The following is a 2,316-nucleotide window of genomic DNA, read 5'->3' on the forward strand; positions in this document are numbered from 1 at the left end:
GGCCGCGGCCGGCGCCGCCGACCCGGCCCTGTTCCAGGCGGCGCTCCGTGCCTACGAGACCGGACGCGACCTCGACCCGGAGGACACGCTCGGCACCCTCGTCCACCTGGCGCGGATCGCCGGCGACGCCGCGCTGCCGGTGCTGTCGCCGGCCTACCTGCGCGCCCTGTTCGACGGCTATGCCGGCCGCTTCGAGCGCCACCTCGTCGAGGGCCTGGGCTATTGCGGCCCCGCGCTGCTCTGCGCGGCGCTCGACGCCTACGATGGATCGCGGGAACCGCCGCGGGGCTCCTTCTCCCAGGGGGAGAAGGGTGGGATGAGGGGCGTGACCTCTCCGGACAGTTCTCATCCCTCGCCCCAATTCTCTCCCGCACGGGAGAGGGAGCCGGGCGGCGCCCCCCGCTACGGCCACGCGATCGACCTCGGCTGCGGCACCGGCCTGATGGGCGCGGCGCTCGGCGCCCGCGTCGGGACGCTCACCGGGGTCGATATCGCGCCGGCGATGCTGGCGCTCGCCCGGCGCAAGGGCCTCTATGCGCGCCTCGTCGAGGCCGGGATCGAGGACTTCCTCGCGGGCGAGCCTGCGGCCTCCGCCGACCTCTGCGTGGCGGCCGACGTGTTCATCTATCTCGGGCCGCTCGCGACGGTGCTGTCCGGCATGACGCGGGTGCTGCGCCCGGACGGGCGCGCCGCCTTCACCGTGCAATCGCACGACGGCGACGGCGTCGTGCTCGGGCCGGACGGCCGCTACGCCCACGCCGACGCCTACCTCGCGGCCGCCGCCGAGGCCGCGGGCTTCGGCGACCTCGCGATCCGTTCAGCGGTGGTCCGGCGCGAGAACGGCGCGGACGTTCCCGGACGCACCGTGATCGCAGTCAAACGTAGTGCAAGCACGGGAGTGGAGGCCGCTTAATCCCGGCGCCGGAGAGCGAGGTGAGGAATATCACCCTGCCGGCCGTGCATAGTTGAACCTTGGCCGTGCTCGGCTCTTTATAGCCGTCGATCCCACCGCCGCCCGCTCGACCCCCTGCGCCCTCACGGGAGAAGCGGGCGCGACCCACCACGTTTCGAGGCCCTACATGGTGAACGAGAAGACCGCCCCCGGGGACCCGCCGGACAAGGCCTTCCCGGCGAGCGCGGCGACCCGCATCCCCTTCGCGATCGTGCTGGCGTTCCTGGCCGGCGCCACGGACTCGATCGGCTTCCTCGAGTTCTCGCAGCTGTTCATGTCGTTCATGTCCGGCAACACCACGCGCTTCGGCGTGGCGGTGGCGAACGCGGACTGGGAGAACACCCTGCGCGTCGTCACGGTGCTGCTGGTCTTCTGCTTCGGCGCCTTCCTCGGCACCTTGATCGCCGCCTGGGTCGGCCGCTGGCGGCTCTCGGTGCTGCTGACGATCGAGGCCGCCTTGCTGGCGCTCGGCCTGCTGATGCCGTGGGGCACCTTCGCCTTCCCGCTGCACGCCTATCCGATCGTCCTGGCGCTCGGCCTGCAGAACGCGATCCTCCAGGACGAAGGCGGTCGCAGCATCGCGCTCACCTACGTCACGGGCGCGGTGGTCCGCTTCGGCACCGGCATGGCCAACCTGATCCTCGGGACGGTGGCCTCGTCGTTCTGGATCCAGGCGCCGCTCTGGGCAGGCCTGTCGTCGGGCGCGGTGGTCGGCGGCCTGCTGCAGATCCGCTACGGCGAGAGCGCCTTCCTGTTCCCGGCGGCGCTCGCGGCCTTGCTCGCCTTCATCGCCGTTGTCCTGACGATCGCCAAGCCCGGCAGCGAGCTGGTGGCCGGCTCCTCGCCGGCGCCGGACGCGAGCCCCGACGCGAAGGCGATCGACGCGATCCACTGACCGCGGAGTCGGGACATCCCCTCCTCCGAACGGGCGATCGTTTTGCCTATTTCGCTGCGGACACCGATGACCCGCGGGTTCCCCCTCTCCCCGCGTGCGGGGAGAGGCCCGGCTGCATCCCGTCGTGCAGACGGGTAGCGGAGGCGAAGCCGAAGCGAGGGTGAGGGGGCGCGAACGGATGAGCCTCCTCCGGGTCAGCCCCCTCACCTTCGGCTGCCGCCTCGCTTTGCCGACGACGAGGTCGGCAAAGCCCTCTCCCCGCACGCGGGGCGAGGGAATGCGCGTCAAAAGAGGTGCCAGACGCGGGGATGCGTGAGTCCTGTCGCTTCTGCGGGAACGGGAGGAGGCGTGGTCAATCCACCGGCGCGCCACGGAGGCGCTTGGTCGCGCCGCGCTGGGTCTTGGCTTCGAGCCGCCGCTTCTTCGAGGCCAGCGTCGGGCGCGTCGCGCGGCGCGGAACCGGTGGCAC

General features: G+C 72.1%; 2 protein-coding genes and 1 pseudogene. 2 read left to right on the top strand and 1 reads right to left on the bottom strand.

Annotated features, from left to right (window positions below):
* Together FV222_RS23520 and FV222_RS23525 are read left to right on the top strand one after the other, a co-directional pair.
* Positions 1–913, top strand: a 913-nt coding sequence (locus FV222_RS23520; protein WP_246685624.1) for a methyltransferase domain-containing protein, incomplete at its 5' end; no start/stop codon positions are given.
* A gap of 166 nt (positions 914–1,079) precedes the next feature.
* Positions 1,080–1,847, top strand: a complete 768-nt coding sequence (locus tag FV222_RS23525) for a YoaK family protein (protein WP_147754696.1) — start codon at positions 1,080–1,082, stop codon at positions 1,845–1,847.
* 352 nt (positions 1,848–2,199) lie between these two features.
* Here FV222_RS23525 and FV222_RS31500 read toward each other — a convergent pair.
* Positions 2,200–2,316, bottom strand: a pseudogene (locus tag FV222_RS31500) (aminoacyl-tRNA hydrolase); the annotation flags it as partial.

The organism is Methylobacterium sp. WL103, from assembly GCF_008039885.1.
GTDB lineage: Bacteria > Pseudomonadota > Alphaproteobacteria > Rhizobiales > Beijerinckiaceae > Methylobacterium > Methylobacterium cerastii.

Bases quoted from the DNA above. Each gene is read 5' to 3' on its own strand.
- FV222_RS23525 (WP_147754696.1), top strand. From the start codon at position 1,080: ATGGTGAACGAGAAGACCGCCCCCGGGGACCCGCCGGACAAGGCCTTC.